Origin of the sequence: Blautia massiliensis (ex Liu et al. 2021) (assembly GCF_052064225.1) — a bacterium.
Classification (GTDB): domain Bacteria; phylum Bacillota; class Clostridia; order Lachnospirales; family Lachnospiraceae; genus Blautia_A; species Blautia_A fusiformis.
The window spans coordinates 1-20,802 of record NZ_JBQHWA010000010.1; the positions used below are offsets into that span (position 1 = coordinate 1).

Annotated in this window: 13 protein-coding genes, 1 tRNA gene and 1 pseudogene; 10 read left to right on the top strand and 5 right to left on the bottom strand. The window is 44.6% G+C overall.

Annotated elements, in window-relative coordinates; genetic code table 11:
- Window positions 1-282 precede the first annotated feature (282 nt).
- A pseudogene (locus ACTNDQ_RS05495) lies at window positions 283-729 on the top strand (helix-turn-helix domain-containing protein); the annotation flags it as partial.
- A gap of 203 nt (window positions 730-932) precedes the next feature.
- Here the strand turns inward: ACTNDQ_RS05495 and guaA are convergent.
- From guaA to trmB, 4 genes are all read right to left on the bottom strand, one after another.
- The gene (gene guaA, locus ACTNDQ_RS05500; protein WP_021652384.1) at window positions 933-2,510 is read right to left on the bottom strand and encodes a glutamine-hydrolyzing GMP synthase; all 1,578 of its coding nucleotides are present in this window, start codon (window positions 2,508-2,510) and stop codon (window positions 933-935) included.
- A gap of 120 nt (window positions 2,511-2,630) precedes the next feature.
- On the bottom strand, window positions 2,631-4,172 hold the full coding sequence (locus tag ACTNDQ_RS05505; protein ID WP_114001909.1) for an alanine/glycine:cation symporter family protein: 1,542 nt from the start codon (window positions 4,170-4,172) through the stop codon (window positions 2,631-2,633).
- An 812-nt stretch (window positions 4,173-4,984) separates the two neighbouring features.
- A tRNA-Lys gene (locus ACTNDQ_RS05510) sits at window positions 4,985-5,057 on the bottom strand.
- A gap of 487 nt (window positions 5,058-5,544) precedes the next feature.
- On the bottom strand, window positions 5,545-6,201 hold the full coding sequence (gene trmB / locus ACTNDQ_RS05515; RefSeq protein WP_092072632.1) for a tRNA (guanosine(46)-N7)-methyltransferase TrmB: 657 nt from the start codon (window positions 6,199-6,201) through the stop codon (window positions 5,545-5,547).
- Window positions 6,202-6,909: 708 nt separating this feature from the next.
- On the opposite strand from trmB, the gene ACTNDQ_RS05520 reads away from it, so the two are divergent.
- From ACTNDQ_RS05520 to ACTNDQ_RS05560, 9 genes are all read left to right on the top strand, one after another.
- Window positions 6,910-7,230, top strand: coding sequence for a hypothetical protein (locus ACTNDQ_RS05520; RefSeq protein ID WP_278796439.1), 321 nt, complete (start codon window positions 6,910-6,912; stop codon window positions 7,228-7,230).
- Window positions 7,231-7,249: 19 nt separating this feature from the next.
- On the top strand, window positions 7,250-8,293 hold the full coding sequence (locus ACTNDQ_RS05525; protein ID WP_278796440.1) for a V0D/AC39 family V-type ATPase subunit: 1,044 nt from the start codon (window positions 7,250-7,252) through the stop codon (window positions 8,291-8,293).
- An 18-nt stretch (window positions 8,294-8,311) separates the two neighbouring features.
- Window positions 8,312-10,252, top strand: a complete 1,941-nt coding sequence (locus ACTNDQ_RS05530) for a V-type ATP synthase subunit I (RefSeq protein ID WP_278796441.1) — start codon at window positions 8,312-8,314, stop codon at window positions 10,250-10,252.
- A 67-nt stretch (window positions 10,253-10,319) separates the two neighbouring features.
- Complete coding sequence (locus tag ACTNDQ_RS05535) at window positions 10,320-10,751, top strand: ATP synthase subunit C (RefSeq protein WP_195566107.1); 432 nt, start codon at window positions 10,320-10,322, stop codon at window positions 10,749-10,751.
- Between the two features lies 1 nt (window position 10,752).
- Window positions 10,753-11,061, top strand: a complete 309-nt coding sequence (locus ACTNDQ_RS05540) for a V-type ATP synthase subunit F (RefSeq protein WP_021653137.1) — start codon at window positions 10,753-10,755, stop codon at window positions 11,059-11,061.
- 12 nt (window positions 11,062-11,073) lie between these two features.
- A complete protein-coding gene (locus ACTNDQ_RS05545; protein WP_278796443.1) occupies window positions 11,074-11,661 on the top strand; it encodes a V-type ATP synthase subunit E in 588 nt (195 codons plus the stop codon).
- On the top strand, window positions 11,654-13,423 hold the full coding sequence (locus tag ACTNDQ_RS05550; RefSeq protein ID WP_195656210.1) for a V-type ATP synthase subunit A: 1,770 nt from the start codon (window positions 11,654-11,656) through the stop codon (window positions 13,421-13,423). Before ACTNDQ_RS05545 ends, ACTNDQ_RS05550 begins: the two co-directional genes overlap by 8 nt.
- A gap of 15 nt (window positions 13,424-13,438) precedes the next feature.
- Window positions 13,439-14,821 (top strand): V-type ATP synthase subunit B, encoded by a 1,383-nt coding sequence (locus ACTNDQ_RS05555; RefSeq protein ID WP_118071946.1) that lies wholly within the window; start codon window positions 13,439-13,441, stop codon window positions 14,819-14,821.
- Window positions 14,822-14,833: 12 nt separating this feature from the next.
- Window positions 14,834-15,457, top strand: a complete 624-nt coding sequence (locus ACTNDQ_RS05560) for a V-type ATP synthase subunit D (RefSeq protein ID WP_059086266.1) — start codon at window positions 14,834-14,836, stop codon at window positions 15,455-15,457.
- 57 nt (window positions 15,458-15,514) lie between these two features.
- Here ACTNDQ_RS05560 and ACTNDQ_RS05565 read toward each other — a convergent pair whose 3' ends face one another.
- Complete coding sequence (locus ACTNDQ_RS05565; RefSeq protein ID WP_279200007.1) at window positions 15,515-20,191, bottom strand: leucine-rich repeat domain-containing protein; 4,677 nt, start codon at window positions 20,189-20,191, stop codon at window positions 15,515-15,517.
- Between the last annotated feature and the right edge of the window lie 611 nt (window positions 20,192-20,802).

The window sequence follows — 20,802 nt, forward strand, 5'->3', positions numbered from 1 at the left end:
TATACCAAAGGATTGTATTTATGCCTTTTTTATTGGCTGAAATATTGGATTTTCAAGGTTCAGCACACCTTATTGGTGTGGGAAGTTTGAGTTACTCATTGTAAAATCCCTCCTTCGTTTCTCACTATACATTTCTGTATAGTCCGTATGATACTATACTTTTTTGTATTGGTCAAGTGTTTCAAAACAAAAATTCTATACTTTTTTGTATGGTTTCTCCTTGTCTGTACTATACATATATGCTATACTCAATTTATCAAGTAAAAGACAGGAGATATGAGCATGGCAATAGGAGAAAGAATTCATCATTTTCGACTTCTGCGTGGATTCACGCAGAAATATTTAGGTCAACAGCTGGGATTCAGCGAATCACAGGCTGATGTCCGCATTGCACAGTACGAAAAAGGCTCTCGCAGTCCAAAGGAAAACTATCTGAATGCACTGGCTGACATTTTTGAGGTCTCCCCTCATGCACTCGCTGTACCGGACATTGACAGTTATGTTGGGCTGATGCACACCTTATTTACATTAGAAGACCTTTACGGACTTCATATTGGAGAAATTGACGGAGAACTCTGTCTCCGGCTGGATAAGTCCAAAGGAACCACCTACCTTTCTATGTTTGATATGTTCTACGCATGGCAGGAACAGGCAGAAAAACTAAAATCCGGGGAGATCACCAAAGAAGAATATGACCAGTGGCGGTACAATTACCCGAAAAAAACAACATAAAAACCAACGAAAAAAGGCCTTACCAAATTGATTTCACTCAATTCAGTAAGACCTTTTTTGTTGGTTTCACACATATTACCTGACAACCACCGGATTGCTGATAAATACTACCTAAATATCCGGTGTTATCATTTTGTTATCAAATAGAACTTCTTGTGCCCGGAAATGCCCTGTTTATAAGGGTTTCCAGAATTTTTTCATTATTCAAACTCAATCGTTCCAGGCGGCTTACTTGTAAGATCATAGAATACGCGGTTTACGCCCTTAACTTCATTAATAATACGGTTCATCACCTTATTAAGTACTGCATAAGGAATCTCAGCAGACTCCGCAGTCATGAAGTCAATGGTCTTAACGGCGCGGAGCGCCACTGCATAATCGTATGTTCTGAAGTCTCCCATTACACCTACGCTTCGCATATTTGTAAGGGCTGCAAAGTACTGGTTCGGCATCCAGGACGGATCTTCTCCGTGTTCTTTTTTGTAGTCGGCGGCTGCATTGTCGACTTCTTCACGGTAGATGTAGTCTGCATCCTGTACGATGCGTACTTTTTCCTCGGTGACTTCACCGATGATACGGATTCCAAGTCCCGGGCCCGGGAATGGCTGACGGAATACCAGTCTTTCCGGAATTCCAAGCTCAAGGCCGGCTTTACGGACCTCATCTTTGAACAGGTCACGAAGCGGCTCAATGATTTCTTTGAAATCAACGAAATCCGGAAGACCTCCTACGTTGTGATGGGATTTGATCACTGCGGATTCTCCGCCGAGACCGCTCTCTACAACATCCGGATAAATGGTTCCCTGTGCAAGGAAATCTACAGCACCGATCTTCTTGGCTTCTTCCTCGAAAATACGGATAAATTCCTCACCGATGATCTTACGCTTCGCTTCAGGCTCTGTAACACCGGCAAGCTTGTCGTAATATCTCTGCTGTGCGTTCACGCGGATAAAGTTCAGGTCAAACTGACCATTCGGTCCGAATACACCTTCAACCTCATCACCTTCATCCTTACGAAGAAGGCCATGATCTACAAATACGCAGGTAAGCTGCTTGCCGATCGCTCTGGAAAGAAGTCCTGCTGCCACGGAGGAATCTACACCACCTGACAGGGCAAGGAGAACTTTTCCATCACCGACTTTCTCGCGGATCTCTTTGATCGTATGTTCAACAAAGGCATCCATCTTCCAGTCTCCGGCACATTCGCAGACACCAAGTACGAAGTTGGACAGCATTGTCTTTCCTTCTACTGTGTGCAGTACTTCCGGATGGAACTGGATCGCATACAGTTTCTTCTCTTCATTCTGTGCAGTTGCTACCGGACAGTCTGCAGTATGTGCAGCGATCTCAAATCCCGGTGCAGTCTGGGAAATATAGTCTGTATGGCTCATCCAGCAGATTGTTTTGTCGGATACATTTTTGAAGATCCTGGAATCTTTCTTATCGATGAGAAGCTCTGTCTTACCGTATTCGCTGACATCTGCCTTCTCAACTTTTCCGCCAAGGACATGCATCATAAGCTGTGCTCCATAGCAAAGTCCAAGTACCGGAATACCAAGCTCAAATAATTCCTTCTGGTAAGTCGGTGAATCTGCCTCATAGCAGCTGTTTGGTCCGCCGGTAAGGATGATTCCTTTAGGATTCATCGCTTTAATCTTCTCAAGATCTGTCTTGTAAGAATAAATTTCGCAATATACATTGCATTCTCTGACACGTCTTGCAACCAGCTGATTGTACTGACCGCCAAAATCAATGACAATAACTAATTCTCTTTTCAAGGCTTTCCTCCTGTTATTTATAACATCTTTAGAATCTGTTACTCATTATAAATGAGTACATGCACTTTTACAATGCTAATTTTATCTCCCACCGGAATTTTTATTTTCCGGAAAAATTTTTTACTGCTTTTTTGCCTGCTCATCCCAGTAAGCGCAGTCATTTCTTCCAATTACCTCCGATGTAAACGGAGTACCGTCATTCTTTTTATAATGTCTGGTCGCCCGGAAAACATATTTCGCACCGACATAAACGATCGGTACGTTGAAAAATACGATCAGAATATTTCCAAGATCAGAAAATGCCCAGAGATTTCCAAGCTCCAGTCCTGCGATATTACAGAGGATACCAAATGCGGCAACAAAAAGACCGATACAGCGTACAAAATTAATACAGATCTTATCCTTGCGGATACGGTTTGCTGCGATTTCCGAAAAGCTGATCATTCCAAGCAGACAGGTAAATGCAAACAGGCAGAAACATAAGGTTACAAGAAATGTAACGATCCCGTTCATTGCAGTTCCCGGAGTCAGCACAGCAATGGACTCCGTATATTTGGGAAGTTTATCAAGAGCCTGCCAGCTTTCCGCATCTGCTCCCGTCCAGCAATGTGCCATAACTACCACAAATCCGGTAAGTGTACAGATCACAATGGTATCAAGAAAAACTCCCAGAGAAGCGATCACACCCTGCTCACATGGATGCTTTGCGTCAGCTGCTGCCGCTGACATGGTGATCGTTCCCTGACCAGCCTCATTGGACATCAGGCCTCGTTTTACGCCCTGTGCAAGAACCGTTCCAAAAACACCTCCAAAAAATGCATCCGGCTTAAAGGCTCCTGCAAACACGCTTCCGAAGAAATACGGAATACGGGTAAAATTCAATATGATAAGAAGTAACACTACTACCATATAGAGCACTGCCATCACCGGCACCATCATATCTGTCCATCTGGATACTTTTTTGATTCCGCCAAATGCAATAGCTGCTGTGAGGATTACGATCAGCGTACCTACTATATAATAGAAGGCTGATCCGCTTGGAATGGTTTTTCCGGTTACGATCTCTGCCATGCGTCCTACTGATGAAACAACGTTAAAGCCCTGTGCCGGCAGACAGCAAAGCGCATACAGAATATACAATACCGAAAGAAAAACACCGATCCATACCTTATTTCCAAGAAGCTTTCTCCCATAAAAAGGAAGACCTCCTACAAACTCATCGTCCTTCTTCTCCTTGAAAATCTGAGCAAGGACACCCTCCATGTATGCAACTGCCATCCCGAAAAACGCAGATATCCACATCCAGAACAGGGCCCCCGGTCCACCCACTGCAATAGCACCTGTTACGCCCAGGATATTTCCCGGTCCTACACGCATAGCTGAACTCAGGAAAAACGATGCAAGCGGCGAAATTCCTGTTTCCACAACACGTTTCTCCGTCATGGTCCTGATTCCTTTTTTAAAGTAAGTCACCTGCATAAAACCGATCCTGAAACTGAAAAAAATCCCGGACCCAAGAAGTAATATGATCGCAAAGGATATATTTCCCAGAATCGGGATACTGCTGTACCAGTCAAAATTCGTGGGGAACTCCCACAGAAAATCAGACAGTGGACCGATAAAGCTGAACACTCCATTGATCGCCTCAAACACTTTCTCCATAGCCATCTCCTCCCTTTTCATCTGAATACCTCAGAATTGAACCATCTTTCCGGATATTACATTTTCCGCTGAATATAAAATATAGATATATTCATTTATACCCCTCAGAAAAATTTCCGCACCTGTTCATATAACATGTGTACCACATCCATACTCGTTCATTTCCCCTCCGGATTTTTATGCTATGGTTTATTATACCGTATCAGCTTAAAAAAGTCTTATTTATTTTCACTATTTTTGTACAAATTTCAGAATTTTCTATTCTTACAAGCCCCACCGACTGCTATTGCTTTTCGCCCCCCGCAGGGGACTTACTTGATTCGAGTCAAGCGGATATTCGCAATCCGCTTCGCTACGCGGCTCTACACCGAATAACTGCTTCGCAGTTTATCAGACTTTATAAGATATTTAGACTTTCCTCACAAATTTTTAAAACGCTTCTCACAGTTCCATCACATTTTGACGGTATATTATTAATCAAATAAAGCACAAAGCTTTTTCATCTTATAGATCATTACTTATTTTTCTTTTCATACTCTGCCGGGTCCCTTCCAAGACCCGGCCCTCCTTTTTATCTTCTTACAAACTCCCATAGTATACCATCCTTTCTTTATTCAAAAGGATCTATACCTATAATCATGGTGTCTATATTAGACATTCTAATTCTATCTGATGATCGACATTTTCATCTCGGTCCATTTACTCCGCATCACTTCACGCCCAGATATCCTTATCCCCTCTTAAAACCCACATAAACACAACAAAAAAACACCGTCCCCGCAGCTCTATATCTGCAAAAACAGTGCCTTTAGTGCGTCTTCAGGGGTTCGAACCCTGGACACCCTGATTAAGAGTCAGGTGCTCTACCAACTGAGCTAAAGACGCTTATTTAATTATTTGTCTTTCGTTTTTTATTTCGTCCGTTCCTCAAGACATGTTGTATTATACGTTATGATTTGAAGAAAGTCAACACCTTTTTTTAATTTTTTTTATTTTTTTCTTTTTTATTTTTTATATCTTCATTTGATGCAATTTTGTTCAGTGATTTTTCTATTTCTGACAGCGAATTTCTGATCTGAAATGCCTGGCTTTTGACGCCGCGTTTTACACTATTGAGATTTCGACGGAACGAGTTGGATTTTCTTTTTTTCAAACCTTATCTTCCCCTCTTTCTTTATACAGATCAGGCAGCTTCTCCTGCAGATTCATATATTCCTGCCTGACGCTCCCTCTTATTTATTATATGAAAACAGGCCGATCTGTTTTACAGATCAGCCCGATAAAACAACCTTCTATATTAATGCAGAATATCTATGCGCCAGATAAGCTTTGATATCAGATACCTTCTGAAAACCACCTAACCTTACCTCTTCTATTTTTGTCTGATCACCATCTTACAGATCGGATTGCCCATGGAAGAAAACTTCTCCTCATACTCCGTCATCACATTTCCCTTCACCAGCTCCTCATCATGATGAAGATCAAACGTACAAACCTCCAGGTTCCAGTCAGACTCCTTCACCTCTTCCAGGGAAAATTCAAACAATCCACGGTTATCTGTCTTAAATTCCACAGTACCCTCTTTTTTCAGGACCTGCTCATACCTCTTCAAAAACTCCCTGGAAGTCAGTCTTCTCTTGGCATGACGGGCCTTCGGCCACGGATCGGAAAAATTCAGATAAATCCCGTCAACCTCATCCTTCTCAAAAATCTCCGGCAAAAGCCTTGCATCCACACGGATGAACACCAGATTTGAAAACTTCTCCCCGGCCTCCTCAAGCTCCTCCCTCTTCTGAAGTGCCCGAAGCAGCACACTGTCATACATCTCGATCCCAACATAATTCCTCTCCGGATGCAGCCGCGCCATATCCATCAGAAAACGCCCTTTTCCCATACCAACCTCAAGAAAAAGCGGTCTCTTCTCCCCAAAAACACTCGCCCATTCCCCTTTAAACTTCTCCGGTTCATCAATCACCCAGTCACACTCCAAAATCGCATCCTTCGCCCCGGGAATATTACGTAATCTCATAAATAACCTCCAAATTAATCTTCCTATAATATACAAATCAAATAACTACCTCTCGCAGCCGGCAAAAGCAGTCTATAACAATTCCCCAAACCAATGAAACCACTATAATACATCCGCCACCAGCCACACAAACCAGAATACCTGCACAAATCCAAAAAATCATCATTCCTCTTCCAGAATATCCGATAAAACACCCTGTGCAAGGCATCCCAATATTCAACTATACATGTAACCCCCACCCCGCCGCAAGCAAAAAATTAAAAAAATCCTCAACCAGGCGACAACAACGCGCCTCGCCGTCCACCCACAACACCATCCGCATCCATATACACATCCCCTCAACCAGGCGACAGCAACGCGCCTCGCCGTCCACCCACAACACCATCCACATCCAACACCATCCGCATCCACACACATCGGCTCAACCTCACACATCCAACACCGCAGCATACATACACAAGTCAACAACCTTACATCACCACAACCAAGAACTCCTAAAAAAAGCCCGAGGGGTGTGCAGAGGGGCCATGGCTTTATGGCCCCTTTGCGGTTTTCCTCTTTTCCCACAAAACCCCAAAAAATATCTTTTTACCCACATTCCCCTCAAAAGTTTGCAGAAAAATTAACAAAATTTTAGTTGTTTTTACCATAAAAAAGGTGTATCATATAAAAATCAATTATAAACAATAAACAAACAAGGAGGGCGCTATGGAACAAATCCTAAATAAGCTTTCGGAAATCGAAGCTACAGCCAATGCCATCATGCAGGACGCTGTGCGACAGAAACAGGCTCTCTCGGAAGAAGCAGAAAAACAGACGAAGGAATTCGACGCTTCACTTGAAAAAGAAACCAGCGACGAGATCCGGAAGATCCGTGAATATCTGGCCCGCGAGAAAGACGCCCGGATCAATGAGCTTCGTGCAGAAACCGAAGACCAGCTATCCAGGCTGGATGCCTATTACGAAGCCCATCACGAAAGTCTTTGCAGTGAGCTGTTTCAGAAAATAACAGGCATCACCGAAACCTGAAGGGAAAGGAAGTGATTCAATGGGCTCTGTCCTCTCATACAGCGGACTCTCCACCAAGATCCGCGCCATGCAGAGCAGGCTTGTGACAGATGAGCAGCTGGAAGAAATCGTTCAGCTTCCCAATGTCCCCCAGGTAACAGCCTACCTGAAACGGACTCCCGAATATCAGAATATCTGGTCCGGTCTCGATGAAAATGATCTTCACCGCGGACAGATAGAAAAACTCCTGAAGAAATCCATCTTCCTGAATTTTTCAAGGCTTTACCACTTTGCAAATCAGGAACAGCGAACGTTCCTGTCGCTTTACTCGAAGCGTTATGAGATCCGCATCCTGAAAGAAATCATGACGAATCTCTTTGATCACCGGGACACCGATCCCGTAGATATTTCTCCCTACCGCGATTTTTTCAGACATCATTCCAAGCTGGACATTGACAGGCTTACCGCCTGCACCAATATGGATGAATTCATTGCGGCACTGAAGGGAACTGATTTTTTTATTCCGCTGTCTCAGGTCAACGAACGTGGAAATGCCACGCTTTTTGACTTCGGCATGGCACTTGACCTTTCGTATTTTTCACAGATCTGGAATGTGCGGAAGAAGCTTTTCAAAGGTAACGATCTGAAACAGATCACCAAGGCTTACGGTGAAAAATTCGATATGCTGAACCTGCAGTTCATCCAGCGCTCCAAACGCTGCTTTCAGATGGAACCGGCTGCTATTTACGCATTGCTGGTCCCCATGAACTACAAGCTCCGCAAAGAGGAGATCACCACCCTTGTGGAGGCCCCTACACCAGAAGAGTTCCGTCGTATCTTCAATGGAACTTATTATGGTAAGAAATACGAACAGCTGACCGTCGCCAGTCTGGAAGAATTTTATAACTATATTCTTCGCAGCATACTGGAACAGGAAGCACGCAAGGATCCCTATTCCGTAGCAGTCATCTATTCCTATTTATATCACAAAGAACATGAAGTCAACCGTCTGACCATTGCCCTTGAATGCGTGCGCTATGGCGTGGACCCAGAACAATCCCTGCGTTATATACGCAACGGTTAATAACCAGGAGGTAGCAACGTGATTGAAAAAATGAATTTTCTGAGCATCACCGGTCCCAAGGCAGATATTGACCGGGTTGTAAACACCTACCTGTGCAAGTACGAGATCCATCTGGAAAACGCGCTCTCTGAGCTGACCACAGTAGAAAGCCTGACACCTTTCCTGGAGGTCAATCCCTACAGAGACGCCTTAAATTCCATCAATACCATTTACGAAGAGCTGAAAAGCCCTCCGGCCACTTCTAACAGAAGCCCCGGTATTGAAACAGCACTTTCCACAGTAAAGGAGATCCGCTCTCAGGCGGATCAGCTCCAGAAAGAACAATCCGAACTGGAAGAAACATGTTCCTCTCTGGAAGAATCTCTGCGGATCATACGTCCATTCCGAAATATTGATTACAATATTTCCTCCATACTTCATCTGAAGTACATCCATTTTCATTTTGGACGTATTGAAAAACAGTATTATGAAAAATTCAAGAAATATATTTACGACAATCTGAACACCATCTTCCTTAAATGCGATGAAGATGATCAGTATGTCTGGGGCGTTTACTTCGTACCGAAACACGAAGCACACAAAATTGACGCAGCCTACTCTTCCATGCATTTTGAAAAGATTTTTGTGCCGGATAATTATACCGGAACTGCACAGCAGGCATTTTCAAACGTAAGCAAACAATACGACGATGCCATGAAGCACCTGGAAGCACAGAAACAGAAATACCAGAGATTTCTTTCGGATAAGGCAGAAACCATTGTTACCGCCAGAAACACTCTGCTCCAGTTTTCCAGGAACTTCGATGTCCGCAAAGCCGCAGCCTGTACCGGAAAGCACGAGAATTTTTATATTCTCTGCGGATGGATGACAGAAGCCGACACCAGAGCTTTTCAGGCGGACATTGCTTCCGATGAACGGATCTTCTGTCTGGTCGACGGCGAAGACACCAACACACCGGAACACGATCCGAGCCATCAACCGCCAACCAAACTGAAAAATCCAAAACTTTTCAAACCATTTGAAATGTATGTAAAAATGTACGGACTTCCTGCTTATGGCGAAATGGACCCCACCTGGTTCGTTGCCATCACCTACTCCTTTATCTTCGGAGCCATGTTCGGTGATGCAGGCCAGGGACTCCTGCTCTTTATCGGAGGATTGTTCCTGTACAAACGGAAACATATCGATCTTGCCGGAATCATCAGCTGCGCCGGAGTCTTTTCCACATTCTTCGGCCTGATGTTCGGAAGTGTCTTTGGATTTGAGGATCTCATACCTGCCCTGTGGCTGCGGCCTGTAGACAGTATGACGACCATACCTTTTATCGGAAAACTGAATACCGTATTTATTGTTGCCATCGGCTTCGGCATGGGAATCATTCTCCTGTGCATGGTTTTCAACATCATCAATTCGTTTAAGATGCACGATGTTGAAAAAACCTGGTTTGACACCAACGCGGTGGCAGGACTTGTATTTTATGGTTCCGCAGTTCTCTGCATCGGACTTTTTGTGTCCGGACATGCAGTTCCAGGCGGCGCAGTCCTTGCTATTATGTTCGGTTTACCGCTGCTTCTGATCTTCTTCAAGGAGCCGCTCACAAACCTGGTAGAGAAAAAAGCCGAGGTTATGCCAAAAGAAAAAGGCATGTTTATCGTACAGGGTATCTTTGAACTGTTCGAGGTTATCCTGAGTTACTTTTCCAACACACTCTCCTTCGTGCGTATCGGTGCTTTTGCAGTCAGCCATGCAGCCATGATGGAGGTTGTGCTTATGCTTGCAGGCGCAGAGAACGGCAGTCCCAACTGGATCGTCATCATTCTCGGAAACCTGTTTGTATGCGCCATGGAGGGCCTGATCGTAGGTATCCAGGTACTCCGTCTGGAATATTACGAAATGTTCAGCCGTTTTTACAAAGGCAGCGGCCGGAAGTTCGAGCCGTTCTGCTCAAAAAACAAATAAAATGCCAGCATCAGAACTCCTTCTGATCCAGGCAGCCAATTAAACGAATATTAAGGAGGTCATCATCATGACAGTCATTACACAGATCACAATCGCAGTTGCACTTGTACTCAGCATCATTCTTCCATTTGGATATTATCTTCTCGGCGAAAAAAGCCGTGGCCGCTACAAAACAGCTCTTGGTGTTAACGCCTTTTTCTTCTTCGGTATCATGCTTATCGCCATTGCCGTAACATTTGCAGGCGGAGCTTCCGTACAGGCTGCTACAGGCGCTGACGCAGGCCTTGCAACAGGTATGGGTTACATCGCAGCAGCACTTGTTACCGGACTTTCCTGTATCGGTGGTGGTATTGCCGTTGCCAGTGCGGCAAGCGCAGCACTTGGAGCGATCAGTGAGGATCAGAGCATCCTTGGTAAATCTCTTATCTTCGTAGGTCTTGCCGAAGGTGTTGCTCTTTATGGACTGATCATCTCCTTCATGATCCTGGGTAAACTTTGATATGAAAATGTATCTGATCAGTGACAATATTGATACTCTGACAGGAATGAGACTGGCCGGTGTAGAGGGTGTGATCGTTCATGAGCACGACGAGCTGAAGGAAGCTCTGGAGCGCACCATCGCAGACAAAGAGATCGGAATCATACTCCTGACCGAAAAATTCGGCCGGGAGTTTCCTGAGATCATTGATGATGTCAAGCTTCATCACAAAACACCTCTCATCATTGAAATTCCTGACAGACATGGTACCGGCCGCAGACCTGATTTCATTACATCTTATGTAAATGAGGCCATCGGATTAAAATTATAGGCAGGTGATATTATGACAATTGAAGAGAAGCTTAAACACTTCTATGACACCTCCGTGGACGAAGCACGCCGTCAGGCGGAAAAAGATGTCCGGGAACACAAGGAAGCCCTGGATGCCGCACTGGAGGAACATAAAAAAATGTCTCTGGGAAATGCTGCCAGTTCCCGCAAAGCCGAGATCGCAAACGCAAAGCGTGAGATCAACAAGGCACTTTCCGCAGAGCAGCTTCACATCCGGCGAAACTGGACTGCCAGACAGAGCCGCTTAAAAGAAAAACTTTTTGCAGATGTCCGGGCACAGATCCTGAAATTCATGGAATCTCCCCGCTATGAAGAATATCTTTGTACAAAGATCGAGGAAGCTGTCCGCTTCGCGGAACACGATGAGATCCAGATCTATCTTTCAAAAGAAGATGAACCCCGTCTGAAGTCTCTCACTGTAAAGACCGGTTTCCCGCTGAAGGTTTCCGATGAATCCTTTATCGGCGGGATCAAGGCGATAATCCCTGAAAAAAATATCCTCATCGACAATTCCTTTGAGGAAGGCTATCAGGCAGCTTACAGAGAATTCAAATTTGACGGAGGTCCAGCACATGAGTAAAACAGGTATTATCTACGGTGTTAACGGTCCTGTTATCTACCTCAAGGGCGACACCGGCTTCAAGATCTCCGAGATGGTCTATGTAGGCCCTGAAAAACTGGTTGGAGAAGTCATCGGTCTTAAGAAACATATGACGACCATACAGGTTTTTGAGGAAACTACAGGGCTGAAACCCGGAGAAACTGTTATCGGAACAGGAGACGCTATTTCCGTTCTCCTTGGTCCGGGAATCATCCACAATATTTTTGATGGTATCCAGAGACCTCTGGCAGAGATTGCCCAGGCCTCTGGAAAATATATTTCCCGTGGTGTCAGCGTTGACTCTCTTGACACAGAAAAAAAATGGGAAACCCACATTACCGTAAAGGAAGGTGACGTCATCGGTGCAGGCACGGTTATTGCCGAGACACAGGAAACTGCCTCCATCCTTCACAAATCCATGGTTCCGCCCACCATTACACACGGAACCGTTATCCATGCAGTTCCTGACGGTGCCTATACCGTTCTGGAGCCTATCGTTACCATCCGTCTTGATGACGGAACCGAAAAAGAACTGGCACTTGCCCAGAAATGGCCGATCCGTGTTCCACGACCGACCTACAAGCGTTTCCCGGCCAGCGTTCCGCTCCTTACCGGCCAGCGAATCCTGGATACCCTTTTCCCTATTGCCAAGGGAGGCACTGCCGCAGTTCCCGGCGGATTCGGAACAGGAAAAACCATGACACAGCACCAGATCGCCAAGTGGTCTGACGCAGATATCATCATCTACATCGGCTGTGGCGAGCGTGGAAACGAGATGACACAGGTTCTTGAGGACTTCAGCAAGCTGATCGACCCGAAATCCGGAAACCTGATGATGGACCGTACCACACTGATCGCCAACACCTCCAACATGCCGGTTGCAGCCCGTGAGGCTTCCATCTACACAGGTGTTACACTTGCGGAATATTACCGTGATATGGGTTATGATGTAGCGATCATGGCAGACTCCACATCCCGATGGGCCGAGGCTCTCCGTGAGCTTTCCGGACGTCTGGAGGAGATGCCTGCAGAGGAAGGCTTCCCTGCATATCTGGCAAGTAAGCTTTCCGCCTTCTATGAGCGCGCGGGAATGATGCAGAACCTGAACGGAACAGAGGGTTCCGTATCCATTATCGGTGCAGTTTCCCCTCAGGGCGGTGACTTCTCCGAGCCGGTCACACAGAATACCAAACGTTTTGTCCGCTGCTTCTGGGGACTGGACAAGGCTCTTGCCTATGCCCGTCACTTCCCTGCCATCCAGTGGCTGACCAGCTACAGCGAATATCTGGAGGACCTGACTCCCTGGTACAGAGAGCATGTCTCCCCGAAATTTGTTTATGACAGAAACCAGATCATGGCTATCCTCAACCAGGAAAGCTCTCTTATGGAGATCGTCAAGCTGATCGGAAGCGATGTTCTTCCGGATGATCAGAAGCTGACGCTGGAGATCGCCAGGGTTATCCGTCTGGGCTTCCTGCAGCAGAACGCTTTTCACCAGGAGGACACCAGTGTTCCTATGGAAAAGCAGTTCCTGATGATGGAAACCATCCTCTATCTCTACGAAAAGTGCCGTGCCCTTGTAAACCGTGGCATGCCGGTTTCCGTGCTGAAGGAGGATAAGATCTTTGAACGTATCATCGCCATCAAATACGAGGTTCCAAATAAAGAGCCGGAGCGTTTTGATGAATATCATAAAGATATCGACCGCTTCTACGACAATGTACTGGAAAGAAACGGTTAAAGGAGGGATCAGTTTATGGCAATCGAATATCTTGGCCTGAGTGAAATAAACGGCCCCCTTGTTGTCCTTGAGGGTGTAAAAAACGCATCTTACGAGGAGATCGTGGAATTCCACATGGAGGATGGCACTCAAAAGATCGGCCGTATCGTGGAAATCTATGAGGACAAGGCCGTTATCCAGGTTTTTGAGGGAACTGACAATATGTCCCTCGGCAATACACACACACGTCTTACCGGACATCCTATGGAGATCGGGCTTTCTCCTGAGATCCTGGGACGTACCTTTAACGGTATCGGCCAGCCCATTGACGGGCTTAGCGAGATCACACCGGAGGTCAGCCTGAACATTAACGGGCTTCCGCTGAATCCGGTAACCCGTGAATATCCACGAAACTATATCAACACCGGTATCTCCGCTATTGACGGACTGACCACACTGATCCGCGGCCAGAAGCTGCCGATCTTTTCCGGTAACGGTCTTCCACATGATAAGCTGGCTGCACAGATCGTTCAGCAGGCTTCCCTGGGAGCAGACTCCGATGAAAAATTCGCCATTGTTTTTGCGGCAATGGGTGTGAAATACGACGTAGCGGAATTCTTCCGCAGGACCTTCGAAGAAAGCGGTGCGTCCGACCACGTTGTGATGTTTTTGAACCTTGCAAACGATCCGGTTGTAGAGCGTCTTCTGACACCGAAGATCGCCCTCACTGCCGCTGAGTATCTTGCTTTTGAAAAAGGCATGCATATCCTGGTAATCCTGACCGATATCACCTCCTTCTGTGAGGCCATGCGAGAGGTTTCCTCCTCCAAGGGTGAGATCCCTTCACGAAAAGGTTATCCCGGATATCTGTACAGTGAGCTTGCAACCCTTTACGAGCGTGCGGGAATCGTCCGTGGCGGCACCGGTTCTGTAACCCAGATTCCGATCCTGACCATGCCAAACGACGACATCACACACCCGATCCCCGACCTTACCGGATATATCACAGAAGGCCAGATCGTACTGGACCGCCAGCTTCACGGTCAGGCGATCTATCCGCCGATCAATGTTCTGCCATCCCTGTCCCGTCTGATGAAGGACGGTATCGGTGAAGGCTTCACACGTGCTGATCATCAGGATGTTGCCAACCAGCTCTTCTCCTGCTACGCAAAGGTAGGCGATGCAAGAGCTCTGGCATCCGTTATCGGTGAGGATGAGCTTTCTCCGCTGGATAAGCAGTACCTTGTATTCGGAAAAGCCTTCGAGGCAGAATTTGTAGGACAGTCAGAAACAGAGAATCGAAGCATCATCGAAACTCTGGATAAGGGCTGGGAGCTTCTTGGCCTTCTTCCAAGAGAAGAGCTCGACCGTATCGATACCAAAGTTCTGGATCAGTATTACAGAGAAACCGTCCGTTAGTGAGGTGATTTTATGGATCCGAATACCTTTCCCACCAAGGGAAATCTCATACTTGCAAAAAACTCTCTGGCTCTTTCCAAACAGGGCTATGAGCTTATGGACAAAAAGCGTAATATCCTGATCCGTGAAATGATGGAGCTGATCGATCAGGCAAAGGATATCCAGTCACAGATCGATGAGACCTTCCGTACCGCTTATGCGGCTCTTCAGAAGGCAAATATGGAAATTGGAATCGCTTTCGTAGACCAGATCTCTCATACCGTTCCTGTGGAAGATTCCATCCGGATCAAAACCAGGAGTGTCATGGGAACCGAGATCCCTCTTGTGGAATATGACAAAAAAGCAGGCAACACGCCGACCTACGCCTACTACAGCACCAAGCTGTCCCTGGACGAGGCCAAGGCAGCCTTCGAGCGTGTAAAGGAGCTGTCCATCCAGCTCTCCATGATCGAAAACGCCGCCATCCGTCTTGCCACCAACATCAAAAAAACCCAGAAGCGTGCCAATGCGCTGAAAAACATCACCATCCCCAGATATGAAACTCTCACCCGAGATATCACCAATGCTCTGGAGGAAAAAGAGCGTGAAGAGTTTACACGTCTGAAGGTGATCAAACGTATGAAACAAAACAGTTAAAAAAATCCTCCGCAGATCTTTCCGGTTCTGCGGAGGATTTTTTGGTTATCCGTTATACTATTTCTTTGTTGTTACCGCTTTTGTCTTTGACCAAGAGGAATAATAGTTCTTTCCCTTTTCCTTTCTATAAGTACGTATTCTCACGTAATATTTCTTATTCTTTTTTAATTTCAGAATGTTTCTAACTGTAGTTGAATTTTTAGATATAGTGATCGTTCTGGCCCCCCGGAAACTGCTATTTTCGGCGTACTGGATCTGATATCCACTTGTCTGGGTAGCCTGCTTTTTCCATCTGACAGTAAAACCGCCTGATCTGGATGTTGCCGCTGAGATCACAGTTCCTTTCGGAAGGATCTGATAATACAGAGAAACAGCACCACTGTAATTGCCTTTAAATGTAACTCTGACTGTATATCTGCCGACATTTTTGCATCCGGCTGAATATTTCAGAGTATAAAGGGAAGAAGAAATTGTTTTATTTTTTGCATCTCCTATGACTACTCTAGGTTTCTGGACTTTTCCAGAATATACAAAACCTGTCCTTGTAAGTTTTATGGTCTTCGGATAATAAATAATGCTTTTCGATACTACTTTCTTACAGGCTGTACACTTCTTTGTTACAGAACCATTTTTCTTTACAGTTGCTTTTGTCACAACATTTGTTGTTTTTTCATGATTCTTCGAATCAATCGGCAACACTTCTGTTTTGGTCTGGTGACAATCCTGACATTCATAGCGGATGATTCCTGTGGCAGTACAGGTTGGATTGATCGTAACCGTTCCTTTATCCCATTTATGTTCTGCTTCCACCACTCCATCCGGAACCATTCCGATATTTACTTCTGTCTGAAGAGGCGGCACAGTCATCCAGTCACTCCAAGTAGTCTTATATCCTTTTTTCTCATATTTGACACGCCACCAGCCTTCCGGAACATCCCAAGCGTATTTGCCGTCACTGTTTGTATACAATGGATTCTGCTGATTGTATTCCAGTGCATCCCACACTGTTCCATATTCATCTGCGGAAGGTACATTTTTCCAAAAATTCTCACTTTCATCATATTCGATGCAGTAGGCAGTTACTGTAACATTTTCCAGTCTCTTTCCTGTGACCTGATCGTATACATAACCGCTTGGATCAATAACGAATTTTGATCTGTAGTTTTCTCCCTTAATGTTTCCTTTTCTGATATTCCAGAAAATGGAAGAAGAAGCTGTGATCGCACCCAGCAATGCGGTAAAAAGTATCGTCGGCGCAGCTGACATCGTAGCTCCGACCGCTACCGGTGATGCCATCACAAGAGGCAGCATGGTTGTCATGAGAGAAAACATTTTCTGGTCATTTTCCAGCTGATCAACCTGTTTTAACGCCTGATCCAGTTCTTCTGTGGAAGAATAGTAACCGGAGGTGAGTACATCCGACCGAAGCTGATCCATATCTTTCTCGATCTGATAATTTTTATATATCATAGAGGCAGAATTATTAACAGTGGAAAGTGCTGAGGAAGCCTGCAGCATATTCCAGTACTTGTCCATATCCGATGTATTTTCCATGGCAGTATCCAGTGCAAGTCCGATATATTTATTTCCGGATACATCTTTTACCAGCATATACCAGGTTTTCTTATCCGAATAATCCAGATTGCAGATATATTTTTCGCCGTCATTATGTCCCGGCACGATATAAGAGCATATATCATCTCCCGCCTCCAGCAGGCCTTTCCACTTTTCCACTTCTGTTCCGTTTGTTTCATCAAATATACTGATAGAAGTATCAATGGCATACTTTGAAAACTCCTCTCCAAAATCAGAAAGTACCAGACTTGCTTGGTAAAGCTCATTGGAGCTCAGGGTCACCTGCAGATTTTTTGCAGCTGCTTGCGGAAGCTTCTTCAGCAGGTTATCCCAGTTTACACTTTGACCTACCGTAACTTCCGGCGTTGGTCTATTGTATTCATAACTGATTATTCCCGGAACATAATACTGATCATTTTCATCAAAATATCCGTCTGTGACAAATCTTTTTTTCCTCTGGTCATATGCAGCCTTCAGATATTTTGTTTCGCCATTTCTGGTACTGGTCACATACAGATCTTTGATCTGATCCGCATTTTCAAAAGCAAGTTCAAAATTAAATTTCGCACCCGGGTAATAATAAACAACCGGTGTTACACCATTTGTATTCAACATGTCCCTTGTTTTGATCTGCTTATTTTCATTATATATCATGTTAAAAGTCTTCAGCACGGGCTCATCCTGATGGTAACTTACCATTATTTTTCTTGTTTCCGTATCCTGGCCATAAGAGCTGCAGACTGCTTCTATTTCATAATCCTGATAATCCGCAGGATTTTGCAGCTGCAGGCTGTCGGACCAGTAACCAGCCTTGGAAACTTTCACCTGCTTCTGTTCTTTTCCGTCGATTTTCAAAGTAACAGTACTGGAAGCCGGTGCTGCACCGGATACATCAAAAGCCTCATCCGAAACGGCCTGCGGTGCATCAATGGTAAAAACTCTGATATTTTCATTGACGATTCCTATTGTTTCTTTTGTCTTAATCCCCGTCAAACCCATCTGGGTAAAATACAGTACTGCACTGCTGGTAGTGTCCGTCTGATTTATTACTTTGACACTGTACCGAATCACACCCTCTTTCCTATTATTACGCATAGGAATCTGCAAAGTTTTTTCTCCATCATAGGTGTAATCAGTACAAAGTTCTCCATTTACTTTCAGCGTAGTTTCGTCAAACACAGCATTGGATGGCATAGTGATCTCAATCTTATCTATAGCTATATTATTTTTCTGTTCATCCTTAATCTTATATTTTACAGTCATTGCAACATAGCCATTAGCTGTCATACTGTTAAAATCGCCATAATAACTGGTTGCACTATTATCTAGAACAGAACGGTCATCCTTCCCGGACTGTCCGGCTGATACAAACGGGATTCCTTTGCTAATTGCATAAGCAGATGCATAAGAATAATAATTACAGTAAATTACAATATTGGGACAGCCTTCAAAAGCATCGTCCGCAATCTTGTTTACACTGCCCGGTATCACAACTTCTGTCAGACAGCCACAATTCTGAAATGTCTTTTTTTCGATTTCCTTCAGACTGTTTGGCAGACTAACTTTTGTGAGGGCTGTGCACCCCAAAAATGCATATTCACCCAGCTTTTCCAGCTTGTCAGGCAGTACGACTCTTATCAGTCCGGTACAGTTCCAGAAGCAGCGGTCTCCTATACCGGTAACTCCTGCTGGAAAACTGATCTCGTTTAGTTCTGTACAATCTACAAATACAGTATTTCCGATTTTCGTCAGACCTGATGGCAGTTTGATTTTTTTTAAGCTCCTACAGCCCGAGAACGCCCTATCTCCAATTTCCGTCAGTCCCGCCGGCAGTTTGATCCCAGTCAGCCCTGTACATTCTCCAAATGCGAAACTTTCGATTTTTTTCAGGCTAGATGGAAGATTGATCTCTGTAAAGTTACTGCAACAGGCAAATGTCTTTGCAGGGATGATTTCCACCCCCTCCGGTACTGTCATGCTTTTCAGCTTCACATCTCCTTCATAAACGCCTTCTCCTGTCTGCTCAAGATTTTTCGGATAATTGATCTTTTCCAGGTTCTCACAATCCTTGAAACTCCAGGAATCAAGTTCTGTGAGGCTTTCCGGTAATACAACTTCTGTCAGACCGCTGCACTGCCCAAAACCATGTTCTCCAATCCTGACAAGTCCTTCCTGCAATTCGATCTTTGTCAGACCGCTGCATCCCATAAAGGCATAATCGTCAATTTCCTTCAGACCGGACGGCATGCTAATCTCTGTAAAATTACTGCAGTTTTCAAATGCATAGGCCGGAATTTTCTCCACTCCATCCGGAATTATGATGCTTTTTAGTTTTACATCGCCCTCATAAACACCCGTTCCCATACTGGTAAGACTTTTTGGATAATTGATCTTTTCAAGATTCTTACATTCACTGAATCCCCAGTGCCCGATCTCTGTCACACTGTCCGGCACAGTAATCTCTGTCAGACCATCACAGTAAGCAAAACCGCAGCATCCTATTTTTGTAAGGCTGTCCGGGAAATGAACAGATGTAATATCACTGCCGGAAAATGCGTAATCACTAATTTCCTTTACCGTCAGTCCGTCAATGATTTCCGGAATGATAAGATCCTTTTCGACTCCGGTATATCCTGTCACGGAAACATAATTTCCATCCAGTTTTGTGTAAGTGAAATCTACCGCATTGATCTGGGTTTCAGCAGCAACTTCACTGTTATCCTCCAAAAGTACTTCCGTGTCCTGCTCTGGCAGAAGATCTTCTACATTTTCTTCCGCACCGGTGCCTGACAGTTCCTCCTCCGCCCCTTCTTCATCAGCAGGTTCTTCCGCATCAGACTGTTCTTCGTTTTCTCCGGTAATTTCCTCCTGCACCGGTTCTCCGTTACTGCTTTCCGACCCCTCTCCGGTTTCATCTTCTTCATCTTCTGGAACTTCAGTTTCATCGTCAGAGATTTCTGTGTTCTCTGCAGATTCTTCCACAGATTCAAGTATTTCTTCCTCAAGATCTTCTGAAATTTCTTCCGCGGTTTCACCCGAAAAATTTTCCGAAAAATCCTCCGCCGGAAATGTTTCTGTGGCATAGACCGGAATGCTCTGCATACTCAATGCAGTTGCCAGTGCTATTGCCATCGCCCTCCTGAAATTTTTTCTTTTCATGATCGCCCTTCCTTTCATACTTTTATATATTGTACCATATATATCCATTTTTAACATCCGTAAACTCGCTGATTATCCACATTTATTACAATATTTTTCTCCTTTTCAGGTTTTCTACACATCTGATAAGGGTATGCGGCATTGGCTGTATCACGTAATAATTCTCATTTCAGGAGTATTGCCATAGATTTTCCTATCACCTGCACTTTATTCCATCTTTACATAAAATCTCTCATTATTATCTGACTATTCTATTGTATTCTTTTAAATTATATCTTTTACGTAAAATATTTTATGGTATTTAGAATATATAAAAGTCAATAGTTTCACAGATTTTTTTCATTCGTTTTACAGATTTATCATTTTACACAAAACATATGTTTAAATTTATTTATGTAAATCAGGTCATCCACATGGTTATCCTTGTGGATAATGTGGATAAATTTGTGCATAACTTGATTATTGGCGGATTTGCGGATTTTTGTCATGTGGAAAACTTTTTGGAAAGTTTTTCACTTATCCACCATGGTTCGACAAGTTTTGTGCATATTGCCAGAACGACCTTTTCAGGGCTGATATTGCCCGTATCCGCACGCACCTGTCTAATGTTG